The sequence below is a fragment of the Arsenicicoccus dermatophilus genome (assembly GCF_022568795.1).
GTDB classification, from domain to species: domain Bacteria; phylum Actinomycetota; class Actinomycetes; order Actinomycetales; family Dermatophilaceae; genus Arsenicicoccus; species Arsenicicoccus dermatophilus.
In genome coordinates, this window is the sequence record NZ_JAKZHU010000001.1 from 2075298 (window position 1) to 2090446 (window position 15149).

Below are 15149 nucleotides of genomic sequence, written 5' to 3' on the forward strand. Positions count from 1 at the left end.
GGGGTAGCGGATGCGTCCGGGTGGTGTTTCGTCACCCGACGTGCAGGTGCTCCGCGACCAGCGCGGACAGCGCCTCGGCGTTGCCGAAGAGGCGCTCGGACAGCTGGTCGTCGCCATACCCGCGCAGCATCCGGGCCTGGGCGTCGATCAGCCCGGGCGGGAAGACCCCGCCCTCCTCGTAGACCGCACGGTCCGCGAGCAAGGCCTCGGCGGACGCGGTGCACGACGCCGGCAGCTGGGCCAGGTCGTCCCGCCCGGAGGCGTCCTCGGCGACATAGAGGCGCTCGGCGATCTCCAAGGAGTCCTGACCGACCAGACCGGTGCGTGCCGCGACCGCGAGCCCGGCCAGCAGCAGGTGCACCTGCGCCGAGCCGTCGGGCGAGCGGACCTCGACGGTCTGGGCAGCCGTGGCGTCCACCTCCTGCCGCGGCTCGAGCGGGTTGGCGTCGTGGACCATCCGGTCACCGACGCCCCGCCAGCCGAGGGGGACGCGCACGAGCACCGAGCGGTTGCGGTCGCCCCAGCAGATCGACGTGGGCGCCTCCTGGTGCGGGACGAGCCGCAGGTAGGACGTGGGCACGGTGTTGCCCCACGCCGTCAGCGAGGCCGCGCGCTGCAGGTAGCCTGCGATGACCTTGCGGGCGTCCTCGGTCAGGCCCTGCCCGTCGCTGAAGGTGTAGCGCCCGTCCCGGGACAGCCGGGTGTGGAAGTGCATGCCCGAGCCGGCCTGGCCCACGATGATCTTGGGCGCGTAGGACACCTGCAGCCCGTGGCGGTAGGCCACCTCGCGCAGCACCCACTTGGCGAGCACCATCTGGTCCGCGGCCTCCTCGATCGGGACCGGCAGGAACTCGATCTCGTGCTGCACCATCTCCTGGTTGTCGCTGACGATGTTGCCGACCTCGGCGTGGCCGTATTTGATCTGGGCGCCCATCTCGGCGAGCCGCATCATCGTCTCCCGGCGCACCGAGCCCCACTTGGAGTAGGGGTGCGCCTCGTGGTAGCCGCGCTGCTCGACGATCGGGTAGATCGAGTCGACCTCGCTGAACAGGTAGTACTCCAGCTCGCCGAGGGCCTCGAGGCGGGCCCCCGTGGTCTCCTCCAGGTAGGCCTGGGCCCGACGCAGCACCTGCTCCGGCGCGGACGCGAGCGGGTTGCCGTCGACGTCGTAGAAGGAGCACATCAGGTCCAGCGTCGGCTCCTCGGCGAAGGGGTTGAGGAAGGCCGTGCGGTAGCGCGGGACGACGTACAGGTCGCTGGCGCTCGCCGCCACGAAGGGGAACAGGCTCGACCCGTCGACCCGCTCGCCGAGGGTGAGGACCCGGTCCAGGTGCTCGCGGGAGTTGATGGTGAAGTTGAGCTTCTTGAGCCGCCCGTCACCGGCGACGTAGCGGAAGTTGAGCATCCGGATCCCCCGGCGCTCCACGAGCTCGACGAGGTCGGACTTGGTGAACTCCGCCGCCGGCTTGCCGATCTCCCGGACGAGGAGGTGAGGGGTGAGCGAGATGTCGGGCATGGTGTGCTCCTGATGGCTGTCCACGACGTTGTGCGACTGCTGACAGGAGCCATCGTGCTAGGTGGCCGGGCCCGGCCTGCGGCCGGGGTGGGGATAGGCCGCGGCGACGACGCCCGCAGCACCGCCCGGCCGGTGGGCCCCGTGGTCAGACCTGGTCGGGCAGATCGCCGTGCAGCACCTCGCGGGCGAAGGCGCGGGCCCGCTCCCGCAGGACGCCGATGCGTCGCTCCACGACGGCGGCCCGGTCGGCCGGGTCGTTGCTGCCGGCCTCCTCCACGGTGGGGACCCGCCGGACGTTGCGCGAGCAGGACAGGTCGGCGCAGATCAGGGTGCCGACGGTGTCACCGCGCCGCCCGGCGGCGCCGCCCCGGCGGGCCACCCACAGCAGGGCCGGGTCGGAGACGGTGATGTCCTGGCACCAGGCGCACATCGCCTTGCGGCGGCCCTGGGCGGGAGTGGTCTGCAGGCGCACCCCGACCGGGCCGTCCTCGGTCTCCAGCACGACGTAGGCGCCAGGGCGCTTCTCGTCGCGCCAGCCGAGGTAGTCCAGCCGGTCCCAGGCGAGGGTCGTCAGGTCGGGGATCGTCGCCTGGCTCACCTCGCGGCGGGTGGCGTTGACGAAGGAGTCCCGGATCTGCTGCTCGCTCAGAGGCTGCACCGCGACATCCTCTCACCAGGGCTCCGGTGCGAGCGAGCGGTTCTTCCCCGGCGTGCCCGACGACGACGCGGCAGCAGACGTGCCGCACCCCGGTCAGGGCGGGGGCGCGACGACGGAGCGGTGGTGGGCATGGCGTCGCCCGAGGCTGCGGGCCGCGCCGCGAGGGTGGCGTCGGTCCCGCCCCCACGCGAGGGACCGGGCCGGGGTGCATCCGAGGTCCGGCTGCCGGGCGTGTGCCGGAGCGGGCGACGACGGCGGTGTGCCGCGCCGCCGGCCGCGCCCCGTAGGGCACGACCGGCGGCGAGCAGCGTGGGCGGGGTCAGCGGACGGTCACGGCGCCGCTGGCGGCCGCGACGAGCTGGGTGACCCCACCGGAGACGTAGGGCGCGGACCGCACCCGGTAGGAGCCCGGGTAGAGCCCGGTCACCGTGGCCGCGCCCGTCGAGGTGGTGTAGGCCGTGCGGGTGGCGACCCACGAGGAGCCGTTCCAGCGGTCGATCGTCACGGACGCCTGCCGCGGGGCCATCGTCAGGCTGAGGGCGCGGGTGCCGCCGGTCGCCGTCAGCCGCGACGCGACCGGGATGGTCCGCGAGGCCAGGGCCGCGGGCTTGAGGCGCGTGCTCCCGGCATACGACCAGGAGAAGGCCGTGGTGCGCCACAGCGCGCCGGACCAGACGGCGCGGCCGGTGGCGTCGGTGGTGCGGGTGGCGCAGGAGCGGCTCAGCCCCACGGCCTGGGCGCACACGGTGACGGGCACGCCCGCGACCGGCGTGGTGCCGGTCTTGAGGGTGGCCGACACGGTCGTGGAGACGCCGTAGATCCGGGTCGAGGTGGTGGACGACCAGGTGAGGCTGGTCGTCGGGCGCAGCTGGTCGGAGGCCTTGAGCGGGTTGATCAGGCCGTGGCCGAACTCCGGGTCGAGGCCCGGCGTGCCGAGGTCGGTGGCGGTGCTCTCCAGGGCCTGGACCACCTGGCCGGAGGTGGCGGCGGGGAAGGCCGCGCGCAGCGACGCGACGGCGGCCGCGACGTAGGGCGTGGCCATGGAGGTGCCCGAGAGGGACCAGTAGCTGTTGACCAGGGAGCCGGAGGTCCAGTCGGCGTAGGTGGAGGCGATCTCCTCCCCCGGGGCCGCCAGCGCGACGTAGGGGTTGATGTTGGAGAAGCTCGCCGAGGTGTTGGCCTTGGTGGTGGCGGCGACGGCGACAACGCCGGGATAGGCGCCGGGGTACTCCACCGGGCTGCCCTGCGCCCGCTCGTTGCCCGCGGCGGCGACCACGGTGACGCCCTTGGACTGGGCGTAGGAGACGGCGGACCTCATGGTGGGGTCGTCGTACTCCCCGCCGAGGGACAGGTTGACGACCGTGGCGCCGCGGTCGGTGGCCTGGACGATGCCGCTCGCGATGTCGTCGGTCCAGCCGCTGCCGTCGGCGTCGAGCACCCGCACCGGCAGGATCGACGCGTCGGGGGCCAGCCCGGCGACGCCGGTGGCGTTGCCTGCGTCCGCCGCGACGATGCCGGCGACGTGGGTGCCGTGGCCGTTCGCGTCGACCCGGCCGTCGTTGGCGGGATCCACCAGGTCCAGCCCGGGCAGCAGGCGACCGGCCAGGTCGGGGTGGGTGCCGGACACACCGGTGTCGACGACCGCGACGGTGATCCCGCGAGCAGGGTCCTGGGCCCGCAGCTGCTCGCCGTGCAGCGTGTCCAGCGGCCACTGGGCGTAGCGCAGGGGATCGTCGTACGTCGCGGCGAGGTGCACCGGCGTGGCGATGCTCACGGCGACCGCCGCCGGGTCGGCCTGGGCCTGGCGGACCAGCGCCGCGGCACGGCCCTGCGGGACGCGGCGGGCGGACACCACGGGCCGCCCGGCCACGTTCGTGGTGACCGTGACCCGCACGGTGCCGTCCTTGGCCACGGCCGAGCGGGGCGCCCGCCGCACCAGGGTGTCGGCGTCGGTGGTAAGGCTGGCGTCCTTGGCGTGCCAGGGGCGGGCGGTCTGGGCCGCGGAGGAGGCGGCGCCGGTCGGTGCCGGGGCCGGCATCGCGTGGACGCTGGTGCTCGCGCCGGTCACCAGGGTGACGGCGGCCAGGCAGACGGCGGCGGCGCGGGTCCGGACGGTGGCGCGGGCGGCGTTCACAGGAAGTCCTCCTCGGGGTGGTCGACGATCGACCGACAGTCACGAGGTACAACCCGTTGAACGAGCAACTAGTTACGCCGGGCGGCCTGCTTCACGCGAATGACCGTCACCCTCGGGGGTGATCAGTCGGGGCCTTTCCCGCCATACCGCCCGATCGTCCTCACCCACCGTGACCCCCACCTGGCTGGGCCGTCCGAGCCAGGAGGGCGTGGAGGTAGGCCGACCCAGCGACGCACGCCAGCCCCTGAGGGCCCCGCAGCCGAGGCGCTGTCGGCGCGTGGCTGCTGGGGCGAGCAACACGGCGGGCGCCGCCGAGGTCACGACGGAGACCAGGGCCGACGACATAACCGTCACGACAATTCCCATCGTCCAGACGATCGGCAGTCTGACCTGCCGGGCGAACCAGCCGGAGGGTGGTGCCTGAGGGATCCCGAGCAGATGGTCCAGGCAGCGGACCCGGCGATCCCACGATCACCCCGTGAGCCCGTCGAGCTCGCTTCACCATCAGTCAGGTACGGCGGGAAGAACGGGGACGCGCGGGGCGGCGTCGGTCAGTCGACCACGCGCAGCCGCACCGTCTCCGGGAGCGCCTGCAGCTCGGCGAGCGCCCGCTCGTTGAGCTCGGACTGGACGTCGGTCACGACATACCCGATCTCACCCTGGGTGCCGAGCAGCTGGCCGCCGATGTTGACCCCGTGCGTCGCCAGGATCTGGTTGACCTTGGCGAGCACGCCCGGGGTGTTGCGGTGGAAGTGGGTGAGCCGGTGGTCGCCGGGGACGTGCTGCAGGGTGAGCTGCGGGAGGTTGACCGCGAGGGTGGTGGTCCCGAGCTCGACGAAGTCCCGCAGCTTGCCCGCCACGAACCGGCCGATGTCCTCCTGGGCCTCCTCGGTCGAGCCGCCGACGTGCGGGGTCAGGACGACGTTGGGCAGACCCTGCAGCGGCGAGGTGAAGCGGTCGCCGGAGACCTTGGGCTCGGTGGGGAACACGTCGACCGCCGCGCCCGCCAGGTGCCCGGACTCCAGGGCCTCCCGCAGCGCCGCCTCGTCGACCAGGAAGCCGCGAGCGAGGTTGAGGAACAAGGACCTCGGCCGCATCCGCGCGAACTGCTCCCGCCCGAAGAAGCCCGCGTTGCTCTCGCGCCCGTCGACGTGCAGGGTGACGCACTCGGCGATGTCGAGCAGCTCCTCCAGGCTGTCGCAGCGGCGGGCGTTGCCGAGGGCGAGCCGGTCCTGGATGTCGTGGTAGTAGACCTCCATGCCCAGCATCTCGGCGACGACGGACAGCTGGGAGCCGATGTTGCCGTAGCCCACGATGCCGAGACGCCGGCCGCGGATCTCGTGCGAGCCCTTGGCGTCCTTGAGCCAGGTGCCGTCGTGCAGGGCGCGGTCCTTCTCGGTGAGCCGACGGGCCATCACGATGATCTCGGCCAGGGCGAGCTCGACGACCGAGCGGGTGTTGGAGTAGGGCGCGTTGAAGGTCGGGACCGCCCGGTGCGCGGCGGCGGCGAGGTCGACCTGGTTGGTGCCGATGCAGAAGGCCCCGACGGCGAGCAGGTCCTCGGCCTGCGCCAGGACGCGCTCGGAGACCTGGGTCGTGGACCGTATGCCGAGAAGCTGCACCCCCCGCAGCGCCGCGGCCAGCTCGTCCTCGTCCAGGGCGCCCCGCCGGTGGTCGACCTCGATCCCGGCCTCCCGCAGCAGGGACACGGCGATGGGGTGGACGTTCTCGAGCAGCAGGGCCTTCATGGGCACATCGTGACAGTGCCGGGACCAGGGGTGACGGTGCCGTCCGCCATCCGACCGAGGCCGTCACCCTGCCTGCCGACCGGCACGAGAGCACCAGCGCTGCCGCTCCCCGGCCCGGGTGAGCCGTGCGCGTGCTGCCCGCGAGCCGCCGGCCCGTGTCCGGGGACCGGCGGCTCGCGGGCAGCGGTGGTGTCGCGTCAGCGCTTGGTCACCGCACGAGCGGCGTCGACGATCCCGTCGCCGTAGAACGAGTTGTGCTCCGTGGTACCGGTGCAGGTCGCGGTGAACTTCGCGTCCAGGCCGGGGTAGACCATGGTCGGCGGGTTCGGGCAGGCGTGCGGGGTCGCCGACCTCAGCAGGGTGGCCTCGGTGCGGGCCGGAGGCAGCGAGGGTCCGGTGGAGCCCGCCTTCCCCCACCGACCGACGATCAGGGCAGCCACGCCGGTGGCGTGCGGCGCGGCCATCGACGTGCCCTGCATGTACTGGTAGTAACCCTCGCCCTGCTTGACGACGGCCGGGCTGGTGGGCTCGCCGGTCTTCGGGTCGATGACGCCCTCGGCGAGACCGACGACCTTGGGCATGGCCGCGAGGACCATGTTGGTGGGCGCCTTCGCGTGCTGGGGATCGCCTGCGTCGTGGCGGTCACCGCCGGGAGCGGCCACGTCGACGCTCGTCAGGCCGTAGGACGAGTAGTAGGCCTTGCGGGTGGACGGGCCGACGGAGGTGATCGTCAGGACGTGGTCGCCCTCGGTCGGCATGTCCAGGCAGGAGTTGTCGATCGTGCGCTTCTTCGCCCGTCCGGCCGGGTAGCCCGGCGAGGCGTCGTCGACCGTGGGGTTGTCCAGGTCGGTCGCGGAGTTGCCGGCGGCGGCGATCAGGGTGACACCACGGCCGCGAGCGAAGCGCAGGGCGCGGTTGGTGGCCTCGATGGTCAGACGCTGCTGGGCCTTCTCCTCCGGGCTGTCGGCCGGGTTGTCGGCGCAGTTGAAGGCCCACGGGTCGATGTAGAAGCTCATGTTGACGACGTCGATGCCGCTCAGACCGGCATACACCAGCGCCTTGACGGTCGGCTCCAGGAAGAAGTAGCCCGAGTCCTGACCCGCCCGCAGGTTGACGATGTCCGCCTGGGGCGCCACCCCGGCGATGCCCTGCCCGTTGACCGGGGAGGCGATCGTGGAGGCGACGTGGGTGCCGTGACCACCCTCGTCGACGGTGGCGGGGTCGTCGCAGGAGCCGTCCGGGTCCTCGGCGCAGGGGCCGTCGATCTCGGGGATGTCCTTGGTGAAGTTGCGCGACAGCGCGACGTCGAAGTTGGGCTTGATGTCCGGGTGCGAGGCGTCCACACCGGTGTCCATGATGCCTACGCGCACGCCCTTGCCGGTCGCGACCTTCAGGGCCTCGGGGGTGTGGATCATCGCCATGTCCCACTGCGAGGCCCACAGCGGCTCACCGGTCGGGTCCACGCCCGAGCCGGCGGGGGTCGCCTTCCGCGACGGGACGACCGTGCCCCGGCCCTTGACGAGACCGTGGGCGCCGACGAACCTCTCGATCGCGTACCGGTCCGGCCTGGTGCTCATGGGCGCCCGGCCGACGACACGGTCGGCGGCCGCGGTGTCCACGACGGCGGACGCCCGCACGGCCGTCGTGAAGTCCGGACGAGTCGTGGTGACGGTGTAGAGACCGACGGCCGGGGTGGCCGAGGTGACCGTGCCGCCGGCGGTGGCCACAGCCTCTCGGACCGCCTTGTCCGCGGCCCCGTCCTTGGCGAGGACGAGCACCTGCCTGGTGGGTCCCTGGTCGGGGGTGGTGGCGGCGCCCGCCGGGGTCGACACGGCGATGCCGGACAGCATCGTGGTGGCGCCGAGCGTGAGGGCGAGGGCGCGACGAGGTGGGGTCACGATTTCTGCTCCTAGGATCAGGGAAGGGCGCCGCGGGTGCACGGCGACGGGACCGACGCCAGGTGTGGCGCACGTCGCCCCACCGGGGGACGCCGTGAGGCTCCGGGTGAACAGGCTAGTGTCCCTAGCCCTTCCGGCACAGACCGGTACCACTTCAGCGTGTGGTGCCGGCTCGCCGCCCTCGCCTGCGGCCGCACCTGCCAGGGTCCTGCTCAGCTCCTCGCCCGGCGCGTCAGGAGGCGCTTCGCGCGCCCGGGGTCGCCCGCCTGGGCGCTCCTCGCCCGGGTCGGATGCCGGACGGCCCGGTGGTCGCGCCGCAGGTCGTGGCACCGTGGAGGGCCGATCCAGGAGGTCCCGCCCGTGCCCGTCACCGTCCCGCGCGCCCTGCCCGCCCGCCGCACCCTCGAGGACGAGAACGTCTTCGTCATGTCGAGCGAGCGGGCCGACCGCCAGGACATCCGGCCGCTGCGCATCGCGATCCTCAACCTCATGCCGACCAAGGTGGTCACCGAGACCCAGCTGCTGCGGGTGCTCGGCGCCACGCCGCTGCAGGTCGAGGTGACGCTGCTGCACATGGCGAGCCACGCGGCCCGGCATACCTGCGCGGACCACCTGGACGCGTTCTACCGCACCTGGGACGACGTGCGCGAGGACCACTTCGACGGCCTGGTCGTGACCGGGGCGTCGGTGGAGCTCCTGCCCTTCGAGGAGGTCGACTACTGGCCGGAGCTGTGCGCCCTGCTGGACTGGTCCCGCACCCACGTCTGGTCGACGATGCACGTGTGCTGGGGCGCCCAGGCCGGGCTCCACCACCGCCACGGGATCGACAAGGTCGAGCTGCCCGCCAAGACCTTCGGCGTCTTCACCCACCGGGTGCACGACCCCCGGGCGCGACTGCTGAGCGGGTACGACGAGCGCTTCACCGCGCCGCACTCCCGGCACACGGGGACGCCGCTGGAGCAGGTCGAGGCCTGCCCGGCGCTGCGGGTCCTCGCGACGTCGGACGAGGCCGGGCTCTACCTCGCGGTGTCGCGGGACGGGCGCGAGGTCTACGTCACCGGCCACCCGGAGTACGACGCGGACACCCTGGCGCTGGAGTACACCCGGGACCTGGCGCGGGGACTGCCGATCGAGGTGCCGGTGGGCTACTACCCCGACGACGACCCGGCCCGCGAGCCGCGGGTGACCTGGCGCAGCCACGCCTTCCTGCTCTACGCGAACTGGCTCAACCACCATGTCTACCAGCGCACTCCGTACGACCTGCGGCTGCTGCGCCCCGCCTCGGGGGCGCCCCGCTGAACCGGCCGGTGGTCGATGACCCTGAGTCGCATGAGCATGCGCTCTCCGACACGCCGATGCCCCGAGCGGTCGAACACCGGGCCGAGACCTCCCTGTGACCCTTCCCTTGGCTCACCCGATTGTCCTAGCGTCTGCCAGGTCCTGCCGCACGGTCCGTGAATGCACCTCCTCCACCGGAGGTGGATGTCAGGCGGCACGTCGGGTAACCACGACGAAGTCTCGTTACCTGGAGTGTCGTCCGAGGGACCTGACCGTGGTGGGATCCGATCCCCGATCTGCGAACGAGGACACACATGAACCTCCGTCACAAGCACCGCAGCGCCCTGGCCGCCTCCGCGCTGGCCGCGGCCCTGACCCTCGCCCCCGCCGGCGCTGCCATCGCCGGCAACGCCACCCCCGCTCCGGCCCCCAAGTCCGTCACCGCGGGTGGCTCGGTCATCGACGTGACCGCAGCCAACCTGGCCGAGGCCAAGAAGATGTCCGACAGCAAGCCTGTCGTGTTCCTGGTCACCGCCCCCGCGTGGTGCGGCTACTGCAAGAAGCTCGACCCGGTGATCCGCAAGCTCAACGCCGAGGGCCAGGGCAAGTGGGTCCTCGCCATCATCGACGTCGACAAGGCCGGCGGCGCCGAGAAGGAGTTCGGGGCCAAGGGCTACCCGACGATGATCGCCTTCTCCAAGGGCGCCGAGATGAAGAACGCCAAGCGTTACGAGGGCTTCGCGGGCGAGGAGGGCACCCGCACCTGGGTCGACTCCGTCGTCCAGGCCGCGCCCGCCCCCGGCCCGACCAACGGACCGACCACGGCCCCCACCAACGGACCGACGACCGGCCCGGCCCCCGCCCCGACCGACGCTCCGACGACCGGCCCGGCCCCCGCCCCGACCGACGCTCCGACGACCGGCCCGGCCCCCGCGCCGACGGACGAGCCCACGGACTACCCGACGGACTACCCGACGGACGAGCCGACCGACGACCCGACGGACGAGCCGACCGACGAGCCCACCTGGGACCCGGGTGACGAGGACTGGGGCGACTGGGACGACGACGGTGAGTGGCTCACCCGGTCGCAGTTCATGCCGCTGAACCAGGCCCCGCAGGCCAAGGCCAAGGCTCTCGCCCAGGCGAAGGCCCCCGTCAAGCGCTGACCCGCGGCGTGGAGCCGGCAGCGGCTCCACGCTCGACCAGGCGAGAGCCCGGTCGTACCTCGGGGGGGACGACCGGGCTCTCGCCCTGTCGCACGGGCCGGAGGTGCTCAGAGATCGAGGTCGGGGGCCTTGTGCTGCAGCAGGAAGCGCTCGGCCTCCTCGTTCCAGATGTTGTTGTTGCGGCCGCAGATCTCGGCCAGGCCGCGGAAGAACTCGTCCTGCTCCCCGAGGCGGGCGAAGTCGTCGATCGCGGTGAGCGGCATGCGCACCCAGGGATAGATGAGCTTCTTGCCGCCGGGGATGGAGGGATAGGTCAGCACCGTCTCCGGCACCGCGTCCAGGCCGCCGACGTGGGTCACCATGAAGGACGGGTTGAGCTCGCCGCGCGCGGACATCTCCAGGGACTCCACCATGTCGCCGGTGGAGCCGCCCGAGGTGCCGACGATGTGCGTGGACTCGTAGTGCACGTTGTAGAAGTTGAAGTCCGCGACGAAGTTCTTGTCGGTGGGGCCGGCGAAGAAGTTCAGGCAGCCGTCGAAGCCGAGGATCCGGTCGCCGAGCTCGACGAGCGCCTTGACGGGCGCGTAGACGAAGACGTCGTCGTAGCCCTTGCCCTCGGGGGTCAGGGCGCGCAGCGTCTGGACCGGGTCGCCCTCGGAGGTGTTGACGTACCGCAGGTCGACGCCCTTGGCCCTGGCGTCCTCGACGGTGAGCAGCGACGCGGCGCGGTCCAGGCGGGCCTGGTCGATGTCCACGACGACGACCTGGGCCGGGTGGTAGGGACCGTTGACGGCGTAGTCGATCGCCCCGATGCCCATGGGGCCGGCGCAGCCGAGCAGCGCCATACGTCCGCCCCGGACCGGGCCCATGACGTGCTCGTAGACGAAGGGCGTGGTGTGGTACTGCGCGTGGAAGGCGCCGATGATGCACGACATCGGCTCGGCGAGACCGGCGTTGGCGAAGTAGGTCCCGTCGTAGGGCAGGACGCAGCCCTTGTCGATCGCGATCTTGGGGATGATCGTGTAGTGCGTGTCCCCGCCGAAGTAGGGATAGGAGTAGCCGCTCGAGTAGCCGTTGGCCAGGCCCATGGCGGGCTGGATGGCGATGCGCTGGCCGACGTGGTAGTCCCCCGCGTGGTCGGCACCGACCTCGACGATCTCGCCCGCGAACTCGTGCCCGGCCATGACCGGGACCTCGGAGATGTTCGGCGGCACGCGCTTGTGGTCCTCCCCGAGGATCGTGGCCTTGTAGGTGGACATGCAGATGCTGTCCGACATGACCTTCATCAGGATCTCGTCCGGGCCGATCGGCGGAAGCTCCACCTCGGCGACCTTGATCTTGCCCTTGCCGTGGATGACGGCGGCTTCGGTGCGCATGCTGTGCTCCATCCGTGAGTGGGGGACGACCTCGGTCCCCACCGTATGGCGATCCACCGCTTTTGTCTACAGATAGACTAAAGTGGGTGTGCGGCCTCAGGTCCCGCTCGCGAGCTGCCGGTTGACCCGGCCGGGCTCGAGCAGCGCGTCCACGGCGAGCCGCACCGCGCCGGTCGTGCCGGCACGCGTCCCGTGGGCCGACAGCCGGATCGTCAGGGTCTGCAGGGCATAGGTGCCCGCACCCTCGGCGACCGATCGCCGCAGCGGCGCGAGCAGCACCTCCCCCGCGTCCGACAGCGCCCCGCCCACCACCACGGTCGAGGGATTGAGCAGGCGCACGACCTCCGCGAGCGCCCGGCCGAGGCTCTCCCCCAGCTCGCCCACGAGCTCGCAGGCCAGCGGGTGGCCGGTCTGGACCAGGTCCAGGATCTCCAGGCTGGTGCCCGCCGAGACCCCCTCGGCGGCCAGCCGCTCCCGGATGGTGTAGCCGCTGACGACCTCGTCCAGGCGCTGCCACCGCCCGTCGGGGCCCGGCAGGGAGAGGACACCGACACCGCCGCGCTCGCCGCGGTAGACCTGGCCGTCCAGGACGAAGGCGCAGGAGATGCCCATGCCGACACGCAGGACGACGGTGTGCTCGCCCCCGTCGATGGCCCGGTGCTCGGCGACGGCCATGAGGTTGACGTCGCGGTCGACGACCTGGACCTGACCACGCACGCAGAGCAGGTCGCTGAACCGCACGCCCTCCCAGGCCGACTCGCGCAGCGGCGCCCCGATCACACCGGCTCGCATGTCGACCGGGCCGGGCACGCCGACGCCGACGGCGAGCACGTCGTCCGGCCCCTTCCCGAGCTGGGCGAGCAGCCGCAGGGAGCGCTCGTCGGCCCAGGCGGCCACGTCTCGGGGTCCGGTGGCCAGCCCGATGGCGGCGGCGTCCTCGGCCAGGAAGGTGCCGCCCAGGTCTGCGATCGCCAGCCGGGTGTAGGCCCCGCCGATGTCGAGCCCCAGCACCAGGCCGTGCGCCTCGTGCAGCCCGAAGATCTCGGCCGGCCGGCCGCCCTCGGAGGCGGCGGTGCCGGTGCTGATCACGAGCCCGGCGCCGATCAGCTCCTCCAGGCGCTTGCCCACCGTCATCCGGGACCACCCCAGGGCGTCGACCAGGTCCTTGCGGGTGGTGGGGCCGAGCTCGCGCAGCACCGCCAGGACCTGTCCGGGGCCGGTCTCGCTGCGCATCATGGCCACATGCTGCCATGTCGCCCCCAATGGTCAGGCCAGGTGGTCCCCGGCCGCGGTCGGGCCAGGTGGTCCGTGGCCTCACCCTCGTGGGACGAGGACGCGCAGGGCGGCGGGACGGACCGTCACCGTGGCCGGGAGGACACCCACGTGCTCGCCGTCGGCGTGCACCGTGAGGGGTGGGCCCTCGACGCGGACGACGCGGCCGCGGCCCGTGCTCACCCAGGGGTCCCGCACGTGGTCACCCCCGAAGGCCCGCAGCAGGAGGGCGACGAGCCGCGGCACCGAGCAGGCCTGCAGCGCGGTCACGTCGAGGAGCCCGTCGTCGAGCTCCGCGTCCGGACAGGCGCGGATCCCACCTCCGTGGCGACCGGACTGGCCGACGGACAGGCCGTGCAGGAGCAGGTCTGCCCCGACGCCGTCGACCGTGACCCGCAGCGGGACCGGTCGGTGCTCGACCAGCGCGCGCACCGCGCCCCAGACGTAGACCGACGAGCCGCGCAGCAGGCGAGCGGAGTTCGCGTGTCGCCCGGCCGCCCCCTCGATGCCCACGGTCGCCACCCCGAGGAAGGGCCGGCCATCCACCTCCCCGACGTCGAGGCGCCGCTCGCCCGGCCGCCCGAGGGCCCGCGCGGCGGCCAGCGGGTCGGTGGGCAGCCCGAGCGCCCGCACCAGGTCGTTGCCACGGCCGCCGGGCAGCGGGGCCAGCGCGGCTCCCCCGTCCAGGCAGCCGAGGGCGAGCAGCCGGTGCAGCCCGTCCCCGCCCAGCGACACGACGACCTGGTCGGCACCGGCCGCGGCGGCCGTGGCGGTGGCGTGGTCCTCGTCGCGGGAGACCACGACCTGCACCGACCAGCCGTGACCGCGCAGCACGTCGGCGACGGGGGCGCTCAGGCGCAGGGCCCGCCCCCGGCCCGCGACGGGGTTGACGACCAGCACGGCGCGGCGCGGGGCGGGGGGATCCTCGGTCATGCCCGCACCCTGCCACACCCCCGCTCACCCGAGCGCCACCCGCGGTGCTGCCCCGCAGGAGCCCGGCCGACCGGGTGCACAGAGGAGCCGGCCGGGCGCGCCGGCACCGGTGCGCGGCCCACGGGCAGCCGGAGGATCGCCACGGCGCAGGGTCGGTCAGGCGCGCAGGTAGCGCAGCAGCGGCAGGACGTCCGTCTCGCCCCGCTCCCCCTCGTCGTCGAGCAGCGCGCGCACCTCCCGCTCGACGGCCGCCGCGTCCACGTCCGTGCCGATGGCGACCAGCCGGGTGCCGGGCTCCTGCCCCCGGGGCCACGGGCCCCGCTCGAAGGCCACCCAGCCGCCCACGGCCTGCACGACCCAGCGCCCGCGGTGGCCCGGGGCGTCGATCCACGTGGTGCCCTTGACACGGCAGACCCCGGTCGGTCGCGCCTCCAGCCACGCCAGGAGCCGGCCCGGGTCCACCGGGCGCGGGTCGTCGACGGCGATCGCGGTCGCGTGCGAGTGCGAGCGGTGCGGGTCGTGGACGTCCGCGAGGACCTCCGCGAAGCTCAGCTGCCCAGCCCGCAGGCCGCGAGCGCCCTTGTCGTACAACAGCTCCGGGTCCACCTGTCCGTGCTCGGCCCGGACGAGGGGAAGCGGTGGCGCCAGCCGGGCGAGGAGCTCCTCGAGCCGGTCCACCTGGTCGGGGGCGACCCGGTCGGTCTTGTGGACGACGCCCAGCGACGCCACCCGCAGGTGGTCGAGAGCCACGGGCGGTTCGTCGTACCGGCCCTCCTCGGCCCAGGCCGCCGTGTCGATCACCTCGACGACGCCACCGAACCGCACGCCGCGCACGCTGCTGCTGATGACCAGGCGGGCGAGCTCGCGCGGCTCGGCCAGCCCGCTCGCCTCGACCACGATCGCGTCCAGGTCGAGCGCGCCCAGACCGCGCAGCGCCCGGTCGAGCTCGCTGGTGTCCGACAGGCAGCACAGGCAGCCGCCCGCGATGGAGCGGGCCGCGTCGACGTGCCCGGCCACGAACAGCGCGTCGACGTTGATCGCACCGAAGTCGTTGATGATCACGCCGATCCGACCGGCGCCGGCACGCAGGAGGTGGTTGAGCAGGGTGGTCTTGCCGCTGCCGAGGCGTCCGGACAGGACGACGACGGGGGTGCGGGTGCGGGTCACCCG

Annotated in this window: 11 protein-coding genes; 2 read left to right on the plus strand and 9 right to left on the minus strand. The window is 73.1% G+C overall.

The window, feature by feature from the left end:
* Positions 1-31: 31 nt before the first annotated feature.
* The 5 genes from MM438_RS09580 to MM438_RS09600 form a co-directional block, all read right to left on the minus strand.
* On the minus strand, positions 32-1516 hold the full coding sequence (locus MM438_RS09580) for a glutamine synthetase family protein (RefSeq protein WP_241452237.1): 1485 nt from the start codon (positions 1514-1516) through the stop codon (positions 32-34).
* A gap of 145 nt (positions 1517-1661) precedes the next feature.
* A complete protein-coding gene (locus MM438_RS09585) occupies positions 1662-2174 on the minus strand; it encodes an FBP domain-containing protein (RefSeq protein ID WP_241452238.1) in 513 nt (170 codons plus the stop codon).
* 319 nt (positions 2175-2493) lie between these two features.
* Positions 2494-4308, minus strand: coding sequence for a S8 family serine peptidase (locus MM438_RS09590; RefSeq protein WP_241452239.1), 1815 nt, complete (start codon positions 4306-4308; stop codon positions 2494-2496).
* A gap of 551 nt (positions 4309-4859) precedes the next feature.
* Positions 4860-6056 carry a phosphoglycerate dehydrogenase gene (gene serA, locus MM438_RS09595; RefSeq protein ID WP_241452240.1) on the minus strand — a complete coding sequence of 399 codons (1197 nt, stop codon included), beginning with the start codon at positions 6054-6056 and terminating at the stop codon, positions 4860-4862.
* A 197-nt stretch (positions 6057-6253) separates the two neighbouring features.
* Positions 6254-7954, minus strand: a complete 1701-nt coding sequence (locus tag MM438_RS09600) for a S8 family peptidase (RefSeq protein ID WP_241452241.1) — start codon at positions 7952-7954, stop codon at positions 6254-6256.
* Positions 7955-8314: 360 nt separating this feature from the next.
* On the opposite strand from MM438_RS09600, the gene MM438_RS09605 reads away from it, so the two are divergent.
* Positions 8315-9253, plus strand: coding sequence for a homoserine O-succinyltransferase (locus tag MM438_RS09605; protein WP_241452243.1), 939 nt, complete (start codon positions 8315-8317; stop codon positions 9251-9253).
* A gap of 293 nt (positions 9254-9546) precedes the next feature.
* On the plus strand, positions 9547-10398 hold the full coding sequence (locus tag MM438_RS09610) for a thioredoxin family protein (protein ID WP_277627952.1): 852 nt from the start codon (positions 9547-9549) through the stop codon (positions 10396-10398).
* A gap of 107 nt (positions 10399-10505) precedes the next feature.
* On the opposite strand, the gene MM438_RS09615 is transcribed toward MM438_RS09610, so the two are convergent.
* The 4 genes from MM438_RS09615 to MM438_RS09630 all read right to left on the minus strand — a co-directional run bounded on the left by MM438_RS09615 (position 10506) and on the right by MM438_RS09630 (position 15146).
* Complete coding sequence (locus MM438_RS09615; RefSeq protein WP_241452244.1) at positions 10506-11774, minus strand: zinc-binding dehydrogenase; 1269 nt, start codon at positions 11772-11774, stop codon at positions 10506-10508.
* 96 nt (positions 11775-11870) lie between these two features.
* Positions 11871-13010, minus strand: coding sequence for an ROK family transcriptional regulator (locus MM438_RS09620; RefSeq protein ID WP_241452245.1), 1140 nt, complete (start codon positions 13008-13010; stop codon positions 11871-11873).
* Between the two features lie 78 nt (positions 13011-13088).
* A complete protein-coding gene (locus MM438_RS09625) occupies positions 13089-13979 on the minus strand; it encodes a diacylglycerol/lipid kinase family protein (RefSeq protein ID WP_241452246.1) in 891 nt (296 codons plus the stop codon).
* Positions 13980-14135: 156 nt separating this feature from the next.
* Positions 14136-15146, minus strand: a complete 1011-nt coding sequence (locus tag MM438_RS09630; protein WP_241452247.1) for a CobW family GTP-binding protein — start codon at positions 15144-15146, stop codon at positions 14136-14138.
* Positions 15147-15149: the final 3 nt, after the last annotated feature.

Coding starts and splice junctions, on each gene's coding strand:
- MM438_RS09580 (WP_241452237.1), bottom strand. CDS start 1,516: ATGCCCGACATCTCGCTCACCCCTCACCTCCTCGTCCGGGAGATCGGC.
- serA (WP_241452240.1), bottom strand. CDS start 6,056: ATGAAGGCCCTGCTGCTCGAGAACGTCCACCCCATCGCCGTGTCCCTG.
- MM438_RS09610 (WP_277627952.1), top strand. CDS start 9,547: ATGAACCTCCGTCACAAGCACCGCAGCGCCCTGGCCGCCTCCGCGCTG.
- MM438_RS09615 (WP_241452244.1), bottom strand. CDS start 11,774: ATGCGCACCGAAGCCGCCGTCATCCACGGCAAGGGCAAGATCAAGGTC.
- MM438_RS09620 (WP_241452245.1), bottom strand. CDS start 13,010: ATGATGCGCAGCGAGACCGGCCCCGGACAGGTCCTGGCGGTGCTGCGC.
- MM438_RS09625 (WP_241452246.1), bottom strand. CDS start 13,979: ATGACCGAGGATCCCCCCGCCCCGCGCCGCGCCGTGCTGGTCGTCAAC.